Annotated in this window: 13 protein-coding genes; 2 read left to right on the forward strand and 11 right to left on the reverse strand. The window is 32.1% G+C overall.

Translation table 11 applies throughout. From position 1 onward, the window contains the following. Positions 1–5 precede the first annotated feature (5 nt). The 5 genes from WA340_RS02120 to WA340_RS02140 all read right to left on the reverse strand — a co-directional run bounded on the left by WA340_RS02120 (position 6) and on the right by WA340_RS02140 (position 10314). On the reverse strand, positions 6–2057 hold the full coding sequence (locus tag WA340_RS02120) for a hypothetical protein (RefSeq protein ID WP_336127092.1): 2052 nt from the start codon (positions 2055–2057) through the stop codon (positions 6–8). Positions 2058–2073: 16 nt separating this feature from the next. Continuing rightward, a complete protein-coding gene (locus WA340_RS02125) occupies positions 2074–3537 on the reverse strand; it encodes a RagB/SusD family nutrient uptake outer membrane protein (protein ID WP_336127093.1) in 1464 nt (487 codons plus the stop codon). An 11-nt stretch (positions 3538–3548) separates the two neighbouring features. Further along, positions 3549–6599 (reverse strand): SusC/RagA family TonB-linked outer membrane protein, encoded by a 3051-nt coding sequence (locus tag WA340_RS02130; protein WP_336127094.1) that lies wholly within the window; start codon positions 6597–6599, stop codon positions 3549–3551. Between the two features lie 230 nt (positions 6600–6829). Next, the gene (locus WA340_RS02135) at positions 6830–9649 is read right to left on the reverse strand and encodes a helix-turn-helix and ligand-binding sensor domain-containing protein (RefSeq protein ID WP_336127095.1); all 2820 of its coding nucleotides are present in this window, start codon (positions 9647–9649) and stop codon (positions 6830–6832) included. 173 nt (positions 9650–9822) lie between these two features. Next, positions 9823–10314 carry a thermonuclease family protein gene (locus WA340_RS02140; protein WP_336127096.1) on the reverse strand — a complete coding sequence of 164 codons (492 nt, stop codon included), beginning with the start codon at positions 10312–10314 and terminating at the stop codon, positions 9823–9825. Between the two features lie 92 nt (positions 10315–10406). Here WA340_RS02140 and WA340_RS02145 point away from each other — a divergent pair, with 92 nt between their 5' ends. Next, positions 10407–11210 (forward strand): hypothetical protein, encoded by an 804-nt coding sequence (locus WA340_RS02145; RefSeq protein ID WP_336127097.1) that lies wholly within the window; start codon positions 10407–10409, stop codon positions 11208–11210. A gap of 156 nt (positions 11211–11366) precedes the next feature. Here WA340_RS02145 and WA340_RS02150 read toward each other — a convergent pair whose 3' ends face one another. Beyond that, positions 11367–11801 carry a DUF6943 family protein gene (locus WA340_RS02150; protein ID WP_336127098.1) on the reverse strand — a complete coding sequence of 145 codons (435 nt, stop codon included), beginning with the start codon at positions 11799–11801 and terminating at the stop codon, positions 11367–11369. 47 nt (positions 11802–11848) lie between these two features. Here WA340_RS02150 and WA340_RS02155 point away from each other — a divergent pair, with 47 nt between their 5' ends. After that, positions 11849–12103, forward strand: coding sequence for a hypothetical protein (locus WA340_RS02155; protein WP_336127099.1), 255 nt, complete (start codon positions 11849–11851; stop codon positions 12101–12103). Positions 12104–13329: 1226 nt separating this feature from the next. On the opposite strand, the gene WA340_RS02160 is transcribed toward WA340_RS02155, so the two are convergent. From WA340_RS02160 to WA340_RS02180, 5 genes are all read right to left on the reverse strand, one after another. Continuing rightward, entirely contained in the window at positions 13330–14382 is a 1053-nt protein-coding gene (locus WA340_RS02160) for an ArsO family NAD(P)H-dependent flavin-containing monooxygenase (RefSeq protein WP_225604082.1), read from the reverse strand. Between the two features lie 363 nt (positions 14383–14745). After that, positions 14746–15102 (reverse strand): hypothetical protein, encoded by a 357-nt coding sequence (locus WA340_RS02165; RefSeq protein WP_225604081.1) that lies wholly within the window; start codon positions 15100–15102, stop codon positions 14746–14748. A 3-nt stretch (positions 15103–15105) separates the two neighbouring features. Continuing rightward, the gene (locus WA340_RS02170; protein WP_225604080.1) at positions 15106–16080 is read right to left on the reverse strand and encodes a permease; all 975 of its coding nucleotides are present in this window, start codon (positions 16078–16080) and stop codon (positions 15106–15108) included. A gap of 1 nt (position 16081) precedes the next feature. Beyond that, on the reverse strand, positions 16082–16327 hold the full coding sequence (locus WA340_RS02175; protein ID WP_225573212.1) for a thioredoxin family protein: 246 nt from the start codon (positions 16325–16327) through the stop codon (positions 16082–16084). A gap of 123 nt (positions 16328–16450) precedes the next feature. Beyond that, positions 16451–17065 (reverse strand): sigma-70 family RNA polymerase sigma factor, encoded by a 615-nt coding sequence (locus tag WA340_RS02180; protein WP_225604079.1) that lies wholly within the window; start codon positions 17063–17065, stop codon positions 16451–16453. Between the last annotated feature and the right edge of the window lie 2 nt (positions 17066–17067).

The raw sequence follows: 17067 nt of genomic DNA on the forward strand, positions 1-17067 counted from the left end.
AATTTTTAAATTTTAACAAGCTTATATTGCCAGAAAACTCCAGCACCAGCTTCTACATAAACAGTCATTGTATTTGCATCAACAAATGTTACATTGTAAGTAATTGAAGTTGGCACAGCAACATTAGGCAATTCTCCTGCATTATTTGCTTTAGCTAAACCGATGTAAGCACCTGTACCGTTAACAGTCACGGTTCCTGCTGCGCTATCATAAGTGTAAGTTGCAGACGCTGAACCATCATAAGGAGCTACTGGTGTACCACAAGCATCGCTACCACCTTGCCAACCTTCAACCCAAGTGTCTGTTCCTAAAACATTACTAAAACTTCCGTCAGAATTAAATACATACGTATCGTCGTAATAACACGCTCTTTCTGTTACACAAGCATCATCACAATTCCACCAACTTGTATCTCCTACTGCTGGTCCTACGCCAAATGCGCCAGCTTCTTCTGCCATCTTCCAAGTTCCTTCAATTGGTGATGAAGTTGCTCCAATTCTTTCTAATTTATATTGCCAGAATACACCAGCACCAGATTCTATATAAACACTAATTGTATTAGCGTCTAAAAACGTTACATTATAAGTTATTGAGCTTGGTACTGCTACATTTGGTAATTCTCCTGCATTATTAGCTTTAGCTAAACCTATATAGGCTCCTGTACCATTTAACGTTACAGTTCCTGCAGCACTATCGTATGTGTAAGTTGCAGAAGCTGACCCATCATATGGTGCTACTGGTGATCCACAAGCATCGCTTCCGCCTTGCCAGCCTTCAACCCAAGTTTGAGCACCTAAAACATTATTAAATGTTCCGTCTGGATTAAATACATAAATATCATCATAATAACATGCACGATCTGTAACACAAGTAGCATCACAATTCCACCAGCTTGTATCTCCTACTGCTGGTCCTACACCTAATGCGCCTGCTTCTTCAACCATTTTCCAAGTTCCTTCTAATGTATTTTGAACTGTTGGTGCACGATAATAATATAAATTGTCTATAAATACAGTACCAGACCCTACAAATTTAAACTGATGAATATCGTTCATTGATAAGCCTTGAGAAGTAAAATCTGATATAGGAATATCAAAACTATTCCATTGGTCTGCTACTAAGTCTAAAGTTACTTGTTGCTCTCCTGTAGCGATACTTATAGGAAATACTTGAATATTTGGTGCATCTGTTGTCCATACATCAATATGTAAATATTCCATTGCTGAAGCATCTACAGTTTCTCCATATTGTATACCTTGATAGTTTAAGTTACTATATTGAATAGTTGCATCTCCATTGATATCTAACTCGTTAAAAGTTGTTGCTTGTCCCCAATTAGGATAATAATCTGTACCAGAAATATCTGTGTAATATCCAGAATAAATTGAAATGACATCTGCATCTGCTCTTGCTGGTTGTGAAGGAGCTGCATTTAAGGGTTGAAGTATAGCTGTTACTTCAAATTCTTCCGTGTAAACAGTAGTTTCGATAGCAGCACTAAAAGCTGTTACTGTAATTGTATAAATACCTGCATCTGTGTACTGATAACTGTAAGGTTCTTCAAAATTAGTCATAATAGCATCACTACCATCACCAAAATTAACCTCGTAAGACAATGCAAAATCTGCGTTTGCATTAATATTTACTTGCTTAGATATAGTCGCATCATTTTCTATAGTAACTACTAAATTTTGTGGTGCTTGAAAAGACACAACTACTTCTTGTGTTACGGATGTTGTTTTTCCGTTTAATCCTGTAGCGACAATAATAGCATTATACACGCCTTCTTCATATGTATGCTGTGTACTTTCTCCTGGATTTAAATCTTCTGACAACTCAGAACCGTCACCATAGTTTACTTTAAAACTTACTACACCTTCACCTAATGGTGTAATTGTTACCAAGCCCGTATTATCTTGTGTTACGGTTATTAATGCCGAAACATTTCTTGGTGCTTCTATTTGGTTTACATAGTTTGTATCATCATCTTCATTAGCACATGTAAACACTAACAAAACAGCCAAAAAAGATGTAAGGATGTACTTAAAATTTTTCATTTTTCTAATTTTTTAATTAATAACCTGGGTTTTGTTGCCAATTACCATTTGAAAATTGAATTTCTTCAATTGGTATTGGAAATAATTCATTTTTATTAGAAGTGAAACCTGGAATTTGGTTTCCTCTTCCTGTACGAACTAGATCAAAGAAATGATGTCCTTCTCCAACTAATTCTACACGTCTTTCATGATAAATTGCATCTGTTAGAGCTGTACCTGTTACTGTTACATTGTGAGATGTATCCCCAAAAGCACGTTCTCTGACTCTGTTTAAATATAATTGTGCTTTTGTATCGTCAATTCCGCTTCTATTAAAAGCTTCTGCAGCCATTAAAAGCACATCTGTAAAACGAATAGCTCTATAATTATTTGGGTTAGTAAGATTTTGATCACCAAGATTTGCATCTCCTTGTCTAGCAATATATTTTCTATTAAAATAACCTGTGTGTTCATATCCTGTACCGTAAGTTGCGCCAGTTGTATTTGCCCAAGCTTCGATATCTAAAATAGCCACATCTTTTCTTAAGTCTCCTGCTTCAAACTCGTCAACTACATCTTGTGTAGGCACATTAAAGCTAAAACCAGAATCAAACACTGGACCATCGTAGTTACGGATTCCGTTAAAGCCAACAGCTACGTTACCTTCACTACATTGAAGACATCCAAATCCTGCTCCTTCTGCATCTGTATATTGAACTTCAAAAACAGATTCTACACCATTTTCTCCTGCATTTTCAAAAATTGTATTGTAATCGTCAACCAAATCGTAAGGACCAAATTGAATTAAATTATCTAACACATTAGCTGCATCTGAAAATTTATCTTGATACAAATAAGCTTTACCTAATAATGCTTGTGCTGCACCTTTAGTTACACGTCCTATTTGTGGTGCTGTGTACTCTAAATTATTTATTGCATATTGTAAATCTGATTCTATTAAACCATATACATCTGACACTGGAGATCTTGGTATTGAAGTTTCGTCTCCTAGTTCAAATCTTGTTTCTTTTAAAGGCACTGGACCAAACCATTTTACTAATTCAAAATAATAATAAGCTCTTAAAAAACGAGTTTCGGCAATAATAACTTCTTTACCTTCAAAGTCTGTTTTATCTTGAAATTCTAAAATGTAATTTGCTCTATTAACACCTGCAAACATCCAATCCCAAATATTTTTTAAGTTACTATTAACTGGTGTATGCGTCATATCATCTATTTGCTGAAAACCAATAACATCTGTAGCGCTTTCTCCGCCACATAGTGTATTATTAGAAGCTATTTCTCCTAACATGACATTTACGTAGGTAGATTGTAATAAATCGTATGCTCCTACTAAAGCATTATAATAATCTGTTTCTGAGTTGAAATAATTTTCTGATCCAATTGAGTAAACTGGCTCACGCTCTACAAAGTCATCTGAACAAGCAGCGAAGCCTACTAATACAGTAAAAGCGTAAAGTATATTTTTATAATTTTTCATAATTCTTTTTTTTAAAAGTTAAGATTTAAACCAAGAATGTAAGTTCTAGGTATAGGATAAAAACCGTAATCTATACCTCCGCCAATTGGTGCTCCGTTTGAAGCTCCTGGGTCATATCCTTTATATTTAGTAAATGTGTAAAGATTATTTACAGCTGTGTAAAGTCTTATTTTAGACATACCTAATTTGTCTAATACTTTGCTTGGTAAACTGTAACCTAATTGAATGTTTTGAATTCTAACAAAAGATGCATCTTCTACAAAATAATCTGAAAACACATTGTTACTAGTTGCTGCTGTAGTTACTCTTGGTACTGTATTACTTGTTCCTTCTCCTGTCCATCTATCTAACACATAATTAAGTCTGTTAACATCAGATAAAGTTCTTTCGTAGTTTCTTACCATATCGTTTCCTATAGAAGCAAACGTGTACATTTTAAAATCGAAGTTTTTATAATCTAAACTTAAATTTAGTCCCATTGTTACGTCTGGTATTGGGTCTCCTAAGTTTGTCCTATCATCAAAATCAATTACTCCATCACCATTTACATCAACAAATCTAATATCTCCTGGAGCTGCTTCTGCACCTAAAGCAGATTGAGATGGATGTGCGTTTACTTCTGCTTGGTTTTGGAAAATTCCATTTGTTTGAAAACCATAAAAATATCCAATTGGTAAACCTACTTCCATTCTTGATGGTGCTGGTTGACCAACACCAAAAGCTCCGCCTTCAAGATATCCTGTACTATTATTAACTTCTAATACAGTATTCTTTAATGTTGTTAAATTGTAATTTACATTAAATTTAAAGTTGTCTGATAACTTATCACTATATCCTAATGCTAATTCAAAACCTCTGTTTTCTACTTCACCTGCATTGACCGTTGGTGATCCAGCACCTGGAGCTGCTATACCTGTTATACCTGAAGTTGCTATATTTTGAATTAACAGGTTATCTCTTTTATTTATAAAGTAGTCTGCTGTAACATTTAGTTTTTCTCCTAAAAATTTTAAATCTAATCCAATATCTAGTTTTTTAGCTTCTTCCCATTGTAAATCTGGATTAGACAAAACACCTATTGCTTGACCATTTACTAAAGATCCATCAAAAATATAAGTTGCTTCTCCTTCTAATAGACTTGTGTAACCGTTGTTTCCTATTTGGTCGTTTCCTAACACACCATAACTAGCTCTTAGCTTTAAAAAGTCTATAAAATTTGAGTTATTCATAAACCCTTCATCAGAAATTACCCAACCTGCAGTTACAGAAGGAAAATATGCTGTTCTGTTGTTTGGTCCAAACTTTGTTGAAGAGTCTCTTCTAAGCATTGCTGAGAATAAATATTTACCCTTATAGTCGTATTGTAGCCTACCAAAATAAGATAGTCTTCTTTCATCATAAGCATAAGAACCAACGTCTCTAACACCTTCGTCGCTTGTTCCTTCAGCTAACGCTATATCAGCAAATGCCCAATCGTTGTTAGGTATATCAAATCCAGTTGCAAAAAGACCATTACCAAATTCTTTAAAGATAGTAGTCCCTAATGTTAATGTTACTTTATGGTTATCTGCAAAGACATCGTTATAAGTTCCAAAAATATCTAGTGAGTAGTTATTATCATTGATTGCATTTTGCGACACGCTACTTCTTTGTACATCAAAGACTTTACCTCCATAATCAATCTCTTTAGCAAAAGACTTACCTTCACTATTACTTGTATTAAAACCAATTCTACTGGTTAACTTTACTTTTTTATGAATATCATAATCTAAAGATACAGTACCATTTAATTTTTTTAAATCATAATCATTAAATGTGTTATCTATTTGAGCTAATGGATTTATAATCTCGATACCTAAACCTGGTGTATTTGGTACTAGAGAAAAATCACCATTTGTTTGATATGGAGATAAAGTAGCAGGAGCATTAATTGCGTTGAATAATACAGAGCCTAAACCGTTATCATTAATCGCATCTCTATCTAAGTAAGTATAAATAACATTAGCATTAACTTTAATTTTATCTGAAAGATCTGCACCTAAAGACAATCTTGCTGTATTACGTCTAAAGTCTGTTTTTTTAGGTCCAATAATACCTTGTTGGTATAAATGAGATCCACTAAAGGAGTATGTTATTTTTTCTGATCCTCCAGAAACATTAAAATCATGATTAACAATTGGTACTGCTTCATTAAATACTTCTTCTTGCCAATCGGTTCCTGTACTTAATCCTGTTACATTTGGAAAAGGTATAGCCTGTCCGCCTGCAGCATAGCTTTCATTTAAAAGTAGAGCATATTCTGTAGCATTAAGTAATGGTAACTTTCTTGTGGTTTCTTGAAAACCAGTATAAGAATTAACAGAAACTTTTGGAGCTGAGTTTTTTCTACCTTGTTTAGTTGTAATTAAAACGACACCGTTTGCTCCTATTGTACCGTAGATAGCAGCCTGAGCATCTTTTAAAACTGTAATAGTTTCAATATCATTTGGGTTTAAGATATCTAAATTTCCTTGGTAACCATCAATAATAACTAATGGACCGTTTGCACCGTTGGTAGAAATACCTCTTATTCTAATATCCAAACCTGCACCTGGTGCTCCACCTTGTTGGGTTACGTTAACACCAGAAACTGTTCCTTGTAGTGCTTGTTCTACTTTAATAGGTTTAATTTCTTCTAAAACTTCAGAACCTACTGTTGATACAGCTCCTGTGACTTCACGTTTTTTAAGAGATCCGTATCCTATTACAACAACTTCTGATAGTGACTCAACATTTTCTGTTAAGGCTACATTTATAGCATTAGAATTATTAACAACAACTTCTTTAGTTTCAAATCCTATGTAAGAAAACACTAATGTCTCTCCTTTTTGGACATTACTAATTGTATAGTTACCATCAAAATCGGTAACAGTACCTTTTGTTGTGTTTTTAATAATAACACTAACTGTAGGAAGTGGTAATCCATCTTGTTGGCTGGTTACAACTCCTGAAATGGTATACTCTTGAGCATAGATACTTATAGCAAAAATTGAGAGTAAAACCGATAAAAATATTTTTTTCATTTTTATTTAGTTTGAGCTTTTCTCAAAATTAATCGCTTTAATTAACAAATTCTTAATATTTAGCGCTACAAAAAACATACATCGCAAAAAAAACATCATAAAACATGTAAAAACACAGTGATTTATTGATGTTATAATGTTTTATATTTTTTTCTAGTAAATGAAACTTTTTAATAAAAAATAGCCTTTGTAGTGGTGTTGTATAGGTTATTTTAACACTTGTAGTGTTTTTATAACTCTAATATATAGTCGGTTAAATTAGTTTTATGGGGTAAATCCATCTTTTTACGCAAACGATATCGTTTAACCTCTACACTTCTTGGAGAGATGTTTAATAGAGGTGCTATTTCTTTTGATGATAAATTAAGACGTAAATATGCACAAAGTCTTAAATCGTTAGAGGTAAGTTTTGGATGTATAGATTTTATCTTTTTTAAGAAATCTTTGTCTGCATTATTAAAAGCTTCTTCAAAAAGTTTCCAGTCATCCTTGTTATTTATGTTTTTATCAATTATTTTAATAACAGGTTTTAGATTTGAGTCTTCAACTTTTTCTGATAATTCTTTTTTTATAGTATTTAAAAATTCATTCTTTTTTATTAGACTCATTGTAGATACAGCTAACTCTCTATTTTTACTTTCAATTTCATTTTTAAGCTTTTCGTTATTGAGCTTCATTAAATGTTGCTTATTTTCTAAATCTTTTAATTCTAGCTCTCGCTGTGTCTTTAGAAGTAGTTTTGCTTTTTGTTTTTTATAATATAATTTGTAAAAATAGTTTACCAACAGGACTATAATTATTCCTAAAATAAAGTACACAACAATCATTGAAGAAGATAAATACCATGGTTTTTCAATAGTAAAACTATACACAACAGCGTCTTCTACATTTTTATCTCCTACTCTTGCTTTTACTTTAAATATGTAATCTCCTGGTGATAAGTTTTTATAAGATACATTTGATTGATTACTCCAATCACTCCATTTTTCGTAATACCCTTCAAGTTTGGTAGCATATTCAGCTTCTAAATACTTATCATATTCTGCTATACTGTAACTAAACTCTAAATTGTTTTGTTTGTTCTTAAATAGACCGTTTTCTGATATGTTTATAAGTTTTGTTTGACCTGAAAGAGGATTCAGTTTAATTTCATTTATATGAACAGTGTAAGCTCTAGCTTCAAATTTTGATATATCAAGTATTTTATAACCTCTTGAGGTTCCTAAAATAAATTTACTTGCAGATATGCTAGAAACACTTTCGTAACCCGAAATATTGTCTCTTAGTGTATTAGATAAAGGAATAAATGTAATTTCTGGCTCATTACTTAATTTACCAGGCTTAATATAATTTATGCCTTTTTGTGTAAATATCCATAACGTGTTTGTTTTTGAATCTGAAACAAGTTTACCTGATGCATAACCTTGTTTTTTAAATAGATTTGAAAGAATGGTATCCTTTTTTAGATTAAAATTTTCTTGATCTGATACAAAAACACCTTTTTTTGATGCATAGTAAATCTTATTATTATGTTTTGCTACTGAAGAAAACAAACCATTACCTAAAAAATTTAATTTTTGAACTTTTGATATTGAACTAAAGTCCTTTTTGATATCAATTTTAAATACGCCTTTATACTCATGGTTTACCAAAACTTGATTATTATTGATAAAAACCAAAAACCTTGACGAGTTATTAAATCCATTAATTTTGTTTCTAAAAACCCATTTTCCGTTTTGTTTTTCAAGAACATTTAATCCATTATAATTACCTTGTAATAGTAGGTTTGGATTGATTTTTACAGTTAAAATATCCCAAGTACCATCAATGTCTGCAATGCGTCTTGCTATATTATCTTCAATTATAAAAGTACCTCTGTTATGTCCACAAAACAATTGATTATCAATCACTTTTAAACACCAAACTTGACCTTTTGTGTTTTCTACAAATGTTAAATCATGACTTTTTTCATCTTTGTAAAATAATCCTTGATTTGTTCCTAGATATAGTCTATTTCTATATACTACAGAAGTATAAACAGTACCTAAACCTCCTTTATTATCATTAAAAATTAAGAAAGGAGAATCTATATTTATACAACTTACACCATTATCCATTCCTAACCACAAATTTTTGTCTACATCTTCAAATACAGACAAAATTGTGTTATTACCCAATCCGTTTTCTTGTTTAATTGTATTTACTATTTCTCCATTTGTATTTAATTGAATAATTCCGTTAGATATTGTACCTACAATAATACTATTGTCATTAAGCATTAAACTACTGTAAACAGAAAATGAATCTAAAACATCAGAAAATTTTGTTATTTGATTACCTTTTAATTGATAAATACCTTTATTCTGGGTGATTACTATAAAATGTTCTTCAATAGGAAAAAAACCTACTACAATATCATTTAAAATTTCTGGAGCATTAGAAATTAATTTAGGCTTACTATTCTCAAAAGCAAATAATCCTTTTGTTTTATCCTGAAAATAAATAGCATTTTTAACTTTAAACATTTTTAATATGGACTCTTCAGAATCTATAATATTGAAAGTTTTATCTAATGTATTATAAATATAAATCCTGTCTAAGGATTGAAACAAAAGCCAATTACCTAAACTTTCAATATTCCAAAACTGTTCATCTTCTAATAGTTTCTTTTTAATTTTTGAAGATAAAGATGTGTATTGCAAGTCTCCTATTTGTGTTTTTTGCCAATACCCAAACTCCATATAACAACCTGTATATATTTTGTCTCCTAAAACATGTACAGATCTAATTACAGTTTCGTTAGGTGAATTGTATAAATTCCAATTAGCACCATTAAACTCTAATAATCCTTTGGAATTAGCTACATAAATATATTTATCTGAAGATTGAGATATATCCCAATTTTGATTTGATGCGTTGTATTGCTTAGGTGAAAAATATTGTATAGGTGGTAAGTTTTGAGACTTAAGCACAAAAAAAGCAAACAAAAAAGCAACAGCAATAAGGCTTTGCTTGTTATTAACCAAACATCTTGAAATACAGTTTTGCATATGACAATATACAAAATGTATGGTTAATTATTAAGGTTTAGATGTACACTTACTATTTACCGATACAAAAAGTAAAGTAATACTGTATATCAGTTAGTTATGGTTATTGGGCAACAAATAGGCAACAATAAACTATAAATAAGAGATAATAAGAGCAAGTAAATGTAGGGAGATTAGAACGAATTGATAAGCGAATATAAACCTTTTTTCTTTGTTTTAGCCCTCAAATTAAGTGCTTGGTACTTTGGTAACTCTTCACAGAATACCTTGTTGTATGGCTTTGCATAACCTCTTCTGACCATTATTTCATTAATCGTTTTACCATTTGGCAAAATGATGTAAGCTAATGTTCTTCCAAAAGCATCTGTAAGATTTGATTGTTCTTGAATTATGGTAACGCTTGTTTTTGGTTTGGCTTTTTTAAGTAGAAATTTCATTGACTTAAAACCCAACTCAATTAAATATGTGCCTGAGATATTCACTTCTCTTTCATCTTGCTTTAATTTTCTGCATAGTTTAATCTCTGGAGCATCAATTCCTAATAGCCTTATTTCTTCTTCAATATTTGTGAAAATATTTTTAACGATTAGTCCGTCTCCGTCCAATACTTTAACCACTTCATAGTGTGGTCTTACCCTTGTTTGTTTATTAGCACTTGTTTGCATTTGTTTACGCTTATTAATCAATTGACAGTCAATATGTTAGACTTATCTTTGTAATAGTAAGAATTATTATTAACATTTAAAAATTTAAAGAAATGGCAAGACAGAAAGGTCCCCTAAAATATGTCGGTACTCTTGGAGATATTAGACATTTTAAAATTAAAGGAAATGAAGGTTATTTTGCAGGTTTGACTGGTGGTCCAACTGCTGAACAAATTGCAACTGACCCAGCATTTCAAAGAACTCGTGAAAATATGAACGAATTTGGAGGTTGTGCAATGGTTGGTAAATCCGTAAGAGTCGGATTAGCAAGTCTAATGAAAAATATGGCAGACAGTCAAGTGACTGGAAGATTAACTGCTATAATGAAGAAAATCAATTTAGAAGATGGTTCTGAAGCCAGAGGTAGACGAGCTGTATTGGTTTCTGCTGTACCAAACTATTTGAAAGGTTTTGATTTTAACAGATTTACTTCTTTCAATGGTGCTTTTAATGCTCCGTTCACAATTACTCCTGCTGGTTCTCGTGATAGTTCAACTTTGGATGTTCCCGCATTCAATCCGTTGAATTACTTAAACATACCAGCCGGTGCAACTCATTTTAGAATTATCAATGCTATTTCAGTATTGTCTGATTATGAGTTTAACACTACTACAAAGGTTTATGAGCCTAAAGAAGCAAGTTTGAACGAATTAAAAGATGTTCAGTATTCTGCCTATTTACCTGTTGATTCAGTTACTGCATTAATTTCATTGGTTGCTACATTACCAGGTTCTCCAACTATGACAACTGATGTAAGTGTTTTAAACTCTATCGGTATTGAGTTCTATCAAGAAGTAGGTTCAAACTACTATGTATTTGCACAAGGTAACGCCTTAAAGATTTCCGAAATATTCTAAGATGCCATTTTAGAGATTTATGGAATTAGAAGAAAGCCTGCTCATTTGAGTAGGCTTTTCTTTTTGGCACTTTGTAAGGTTTGCATTTCTTTATTAAGACGGTGCAATCATATTGGGATAAAATATGCCTTATACAGTACTCAAATATGAATAGCCCTAAGAATATCGCTTTTTAGAAATGTAGCGATAGAAAACCGCCCTACGTGCATCATCAATTAGTTTTAGGTTGAGTTTATAAACCTTTTCTTGTTCTTCTAAAAGTTGTAAGGCTTGGACTGACTTTTTGAAAATTGGAATATCATTATTTGCCTGTTCAAATCCGTTTAAAATACCTTGTTTAAGGTCGTTTTTGGTTATGAATGGGATAACTGAACCTTTTAAATAGTAATGAAAGGATTTTGCACGCCATAGCCCAAAACATAGCCAATATAACTGGTCTTTGGCTTCCTCTGTGGGTGCTGTCAAAATAAAGCAATTCGGACAAGGCTGTTTTAGTGGCTTTCCGCTGTTCATCCCTTTGTTCAGAATGTAGAAATGTGGCTTTTCAGTTTCGACTGATGGTCTGTAAGTTTTGAGAGTGAATTTTGTCATTTTCCGAGAATTTTAGTTGGCTTCCGAAATCCCCTTCACAAAATTTTTTGACAAAGAAAAAAACGAAAAAAAAAGAAAGCCATTCAACTGGTGGTGGAAAGTGGGCTGACAAGGTTTTTAAGGAAAATACTACCCCTTGTGGGTGGAGATTTTTTTCAAAACCCGTAGGGCTTGAACTTGAAGGGCCAATTGTAACCACCTACATTTGCTATCTTTTTTATTCTTTTGGCATAACATTTTTTACTTACTCTCTTATTTGTAAAATGCTTATTTGGTTGTTCAATTCCTTTGGGGAAATATGACCAGAAAAAAAATAAACTATACCTATTCTAAAAGCGTGGGCTGGTGTGTGGCAAGTGTAGCGATTGAAAGAAACGGAACTAAATGCGGTGGGATGGAATGAAGTAATACTGTATGCATTGCAGGGTTGCAGACTTTGCAAACTTTACAATTTACTGCAAAGTTGTTGTGCGGTGGGCTTGCATACGGATTGCGTAATGGAATAGTGTGTCGCTTAGTGGAGTGTAGAGAATGAGCTACTCTTGCTTGCATTATTAGGTGTTAGTGGGTATATGCAATGAAAGAATGTAGGCACGAAATGAGAGAATGAAATGTACCTACTATAAACCGACATTAACTCATAGTTTATTTTTTTTCTGACCGCTGAAAAGGGTGGTTGGGGAATTGTGGTCTTTCGGTTGGTGAAGTAGGTTTAAAGCGTTGGCAATGAGCGGATACTTAACATAATGTTATTATAGGACATAGGCTTTAGCCCGTAATGCAATGAAGCCCTTGTGGTATGTACTATAATGCCACATTATGTTAATGTAGCTTTGGGTTGTTATTTTCTGGCACAAGTTGCACAGAGCGGTACTTTGGAGTGCATACGCCTTTTTGCTTTTGTGTGGTGGCATAGCTCTTTACTACCGAAGGAACGAGGATATTAATGGGCTATAATTAGCGTTGGATTGCAAAAAGTGTGACAGAAAATAACAACTGTAGCGTTGGAAGAGCGGAAGCCTATAAAAAGACAGAGGAGTTATGAGGCACGAATAACGTTGGATTTTTATAGGCTGGGGAAAGAAACCTACGGAACCAACCGTTATTAAAGTCGTGCCTGTGGCACACCTTATTATTTATCCGTAATAAAAACCAAAGATTATTTTTACCGAAGTCAGGTAGTTTATCACCTTCAAAATGAGGAAATATTTGAGCTACCTTTTCAAGGTATTTTATGGCTACTGGTAAGTTTTGTTGCTTTACGGATTTCCAATACATTCTGCTGAATTAACATATTTGGCTAATGAGTTTACTTACATTATTGGTATTATCATTTGACTTTATTAACTAACAAATGTTATTACCTATATACTTTTGAAAATTGAAATGTCATTAACTATACACAAAGATAATAAATGTTAGGCAAATTAAATAAAGGACTACTCTTCCTGAGTGTTGCAGGAAGTGGGTGATTGTAGTAAGTAAGGTACGAGCGAACGAAAAGAACCTACTGGAAGCAAATGGGGAGTTATGACAATGAATTAATTATTTCTTTTGCTGTAATTTTTGCAGTTTTACCAACGCCATAAATGGTTGCTGAAGCAAAACCTGTCCAATTACCATAACCCACTAGCCATAAATTTGACTCTTTAACTGCTCGCGTATTTTTTGTTATTACTTTATCATTTTCAATAATATTTAATTTTTTTAAATGGTTCAAATAAGGTCTAAAACCAGTACACCATATAATGGCATCAAAAGCTTCTTTTTTTCCATCTTGCCAAATTACACCGTTTTTATAAAATGAGGAAAATGGACGATGATCTTTAAATACGTTACGTGCTAATCCATCTTTCACACTTTCAACTTGTACAATATCACTCAAAGAAACTTGTAAAGTATTTGAAGTATTCTTTTTCTTAAGATACTTTTCATTAGCTTGATTAAACAAGTAACGACCGTCAATTTCTTCTGGTAGAAACGTAGGTTTATCTAGTGTTACCCACTTTGTATAAGCTACTTTAGAAACTTCTGCTAAAATTTGAGCACCAGAATTACCCCCACCAACAACAACTACTCTTTTGTTTCTGAAAGGTGAACTATTTTTATAAGCACTAGAGTGTATTTGCATACCTAAAAATTCATCAATTTTAGGATATATAGGAATAAAAGGTGAACGAGCTGTACCTGTAGCACTTACAACAGTTTTACTAATAAATACTCCTTGATTGGTTTTTAATTTAAATAATTCTCCTTCTTTAACAACTTCTTCAACAAATGTACTTCGTTGTATTGGGAAATTATATCGTTTTTCGTAATTGGACAAATAACTCAAATATTCTTCCTTTGTAGGATATTCTTGTTTAGTTGTAGGCATTTGCCAACCAGAAAGTGAGCTATATTGAGAAGGTGAAAATAATTTTAAACTATCCCAAGTATGTAACCAAGAACCACCGGAATTACCTTCTGCATCTAGAATTAAATAATTTAGTTTACTTCTTTTTAAAAAATAAGCAACGGACAAGCCTGCCTGCCCGCCACCTATTATTATACAATCAAATATTTTATTAGGTATTGCCATAATAAGCCCTTACTTAATTTCTTTAATTACTTTATAAGGGGTTTTGTTAATGGCTTCTTTTACTTCTTTATCGGTAGATTTTGTACTATCGTACCAAACGGTTATTTGACCTTTTTTAGTGTTAGAAACAGCTTTAATAAAACCTTTAACGTTTTTCTTTAATGAATATTCTACAATTCCTGTACAACAAGATTGGGTGAATTTTTCTAATTGATACGTTTTTTAACAGTATCAGAGATAACAATGTTTCCTTCAATTTTCTGATGAATATTTGTATCGTTATTATGGGTAAAAGCTAAAATATTTGTAGCAAATACTAGTGTTAATATAAGAGATGTTATTGATTTCATAATTATTAAATTTTTAAATATATGGTAGAATTAATATGATTAATGTTATAATGGCAACGCACCATAAAAACGTTTTTGATTGTAGAAATGATAATGATTTCTTTTGTTTAGTATCTAGTTTACTTATTGTCTCTTGACTTTCTATGGTGCAGCAAGCTTGTTCTTTTTTAGGAAAATATGCTCTATATAAATTGTAAGAAACTGCTATTAAACTGAATGCTATAAGATACGGTTTTATTGTTGCTAGCCATACCAATTGAGAAACAATTGCTCCTAACATTCCTGCAAAAGCCATTAATGGACCAACACAACAAGTGCAAGCGACTAATGCTACAAATACAGCACTTATGGATGATAAAACTGATTTCAAAAATCAAAATAATAAATTAAAAACATAACCAGAAATAATCATTCCTAACCCGATAACCGAAAAGAAAGCAATGATTAATTTTTTCTGCATTACTTTTTTTAAGAGTAAAGCTTCGGGAAGTGATAAACCAATAGACCCCATCATAAAGGCAATAGCCGTACCTAATGGTACACCTTTATCCACCAAAGCCTCTACCACTGGTAAGACACCTACAGCATCTATATAAAGTGGTATTCCCATAATGACAGCAATAGGAACTGCAAAAGGGTTGGATTTAGAAATGTATGTCTCAAAAAAGGATTGAGGCACATAACCGTGAATAAAAGAACCTATTCCAATACCAATAAAGATATATGGCACTAATTTTTTTAATGTACTTAAGGCTTCTTTATGTATTTCTGGAAACTTCTGTTTTAAAGACCTTTTATCTTCAATAGTTTTTTCAGTTTTAGAATGCAATTGTTTTAACCATTCTGCTATATGAGCTGACATTCCCATTTTATCAAGAATAATCCCACCTATAACACCTAAAACAATACCCGATAAAATATAAATTAAAGTAACCTTCCAACCATAAGACACCCAAAATAGTACAATAGCGATTTCGTTTACTAAAGGTGAGGTGATTAAGAAAGATAATGCGATACCTAACGGAATTCTAGCTTGCATCATTCCTACAAATAAAGGAATTGATGAGCACGAACAAAAAGGGGTAATAGCTCCCAACAAAGAGGCTAATATGTTCCCTAAACCTGATTTTTTATTACGCTCTAAATAGTCACGTATTTTACCCATTGGTAAATAACTGGTTATGATACCCATAACGTAGGTTACTATCACAACCAAAAAAGCTATTAAAATAAACGTGGCAATAAAGTATTGAAGGGCTGTTGCAAACAGCCCTGATTGGTCTAAACCTAATAATTCAAACACTATATAGTCTGAAAAACTAGATAATAATTCTGTCAACTTCTCCATATTATGCTGCTTTTAGTGCTGCAAGAAGTTCTGCATCAGAATTAAATGATTTATAAGCGTGAACCTTACCGTTAATTACTAATGAAGGAAAAGACATTGTACCATAGACCATAGTGTCTTGCATTTCTGACAGTTCCTCAATAGTAATTGACAGATTGTTTTCTTGTGCTAATTTTTCTAATTGTTCCTTAATAGGGGAACCTTTTGCACAACAAGAAGAGTGTAAAATTTTAACTTCAGTGTTCATAATAAATGTTTTTAATGATTAAACTTTATTACGAAGTCTGAAATCTTTTAAAAAAGACACATTTTTAGGAACAAAAAAAAGTATTTTTTGAGAGGTTACTTATAACCAACTATGTATCAATGGTTAATTAGTTATTTTTTTTTCTATTTCTTGTAATGGTGTACAGTGAGGTTTTATTGTGCACGACGAAAAATTACCTGATTTGTCATATTGAATATCACAACATTCTATAAATAGGGATTTTAATTTTTCTCTACCTCGCTGTATTCTCATTTTAGTTGCGGATAAACCAAGGTTAAGTTGTAGAGCAATCTCTTTTTGAGGAATGTTTTCAATATCGCTTAGATGTAATGGCTTCGCATATTTTTCTGGCAGCAAACCAATCATAGGGATGATAAAATCTGATTCTAAAATGGTAGAAATATTTTCACTGGAAATACTATGTTCTTTCCAATCTTCATTAAAATTAAATTCAATTTTGTTTTTATTATAATAGTCCTTATAATAGTCCGCAATGGTATTGCGAGTTACTTGAAACAACCAAGCTTTGATATTATTAACTTCTATGTTTTTTTTATGAGACTCTACCAATTTGAGCATCACCTCTTGAACAATATCTTCAGCAAGGTTTATATCGTTTGTTTTCTTTATGATATAAGCTTTCAAGAATTCATAAAATTCTTGTACTACCTCATTGATATTACAACATTCCTTATTTTTTGTTTTAAGTGAATCCATAT

The organism is Mesoflavibacter sp. CH_XMU1422-2, assembly GCF_037029245.1.
Lineage (GTDB): Bacteria > Bacteroidota > Bacteroidia > Flavobacteriales > Flavobacteriaceae > Mesoflavibacter > Mesoflavibacter zeaxanthinifaciens.

Bases quoted from the DNA above. Each gene is read 5' to 3' on its own strand.
- WA340_RS02150 (WP_336127098.1), bottom strand. From the start codon at position 11,801: ATGACAAAATTCACTCTCAAAACTTACAGACCATCAGTCGAAACTGAA.
- WA340_RS02175 (WP_225573212.1), bottom strand. From the start codon at position 16,327: ATGAACACTGAAGTTAAAATTTTACACTCTTCTTGTTGTGCAAAAGGT.
- WA340_RS02130 (WP_336127094.1), bottom strand. From the start codon at position 6,599: ATGAAAAAAATATTTTTATCGGTTTTACTCTCAATTTTTGCTATAAGT.
- WA340_RS02180 (WP_225604079.1), bottom strand. From the start codon at position 17,065: ATGGATTCACTTAAAACAAAAAATAAGGAATGTTGTAATATCAATGAG.
- WA340_RS02160 (WP_225604082.1), bottom strand. From the start codon at position 14,382: ATGGCAATACCTAATAAAATATTTGATTGTATAATAATAGGTGGCGGG.
- WA340_RS02145 (WP_336127097.1), top strand. From the start codon at position 10,407: ATGGCAAGACAGAAAGGTCCCCTAAAATATGTCGGTACTCTTGGAGAT.
- WA340_RS02140 (WP_336127096.1), bottom strand. From the start codon at position 10,314: ATGCAAACAAGTGCTAATAAACAAACAAGGGTAAGACCACACTATGAA.
- WA340_RS02135 (WP_336127095.1), bottom strand. From the start codon at position 9,649: ATGCAAAACTGTATTTCAAGATGTTTGGTTAATAACAAGCAAAGCCTT.
- WA340_RS02125 (WP_336127093.1), bottom strand. From the start codon at position 3,537: ATGAAAAATTATAAAAATATACTTTACGCTTTTACTGTATTAGTAGGC.
- WA340_RS02120 (WP_336127092.1), bottom strand. From the start codon at position 2,057: ATGAAAAATTTTAAGTACATCCTTACATCTTTTTTGGCTGTTTTGTTA.
- WA340_RS02170 (WP_225604080.1), bottom strand. From the start codon at position 16,080: ATGGAGAAGTTGACAGAATTATTATCTAGTTTTTCAGACTATATAGTG.